Origin of the sequence: Pseudomonas sp. BP01, assembly GCF_022760795.1 — a bacterium.
Lineage (GTDB): Bacteria > Pseudomonadota > Gammaproteobacteria > Pseudomonadales > Pseudomonadaceae > Aquipseudomonas > Aquipseudomonas putida_Q.
On sequence record NZ_JAFBKA010000106.1, the window covers coordinates 1 to 376 of the forward strand.

The 376-nt window shown below is 47.9% G+C and carries 2 tRNA genes; both read right to left on the reverse strand.

Annotated features, from left to right (window positions below):
* Window positions 1-152: 152 nt before the first annotated feature.
* Window positions 153-228, reverse strand: a tRNA-Ala gene (locus JOY50_RS28675).
* A gap of 23 nt (window positions 229-251) precedes the next feature.
* Window positions 252-328 (reverse strand) — tRNA-Ile (locus tag JOY50_RS28680).
* Window positions 329-376 lie beyond the last annotated feature (48 nt).

Genomic DNA, 376 nt, shown 5'->3' on the forward strand with positions numbered 1-376 from the left:
TTAGCCTGATCCACCAGCAGTGAAACTGGTGTTCAGTCTATTTCTATCACATATCCGAATTTTTAAAGAACGATCTGACAAAAGTCAGAAATCAACATTCATCAACGAATGTTCATTTCTAAGTTCTAACAAGTGACTGCGTACGGCGAAAGTGGTGGAGCCAAGCGGGATCGAACCGCTGACCTCCTGCGTGCAAGGCAGGCGCTCTCCCAGCTGAGCTATGGCCCCGTATTCTAGGCTGCACCATGTAATGGTAGGTCTGGGCAGATTTGAACTGCCGACCTCACCCTTATCAGGGGTGCGCTCTAACCAACTGAGCTACAGACCTATAACAGGGTCGCGTTTACAGCATCGTCTTTTACAATGAATCAAGCAA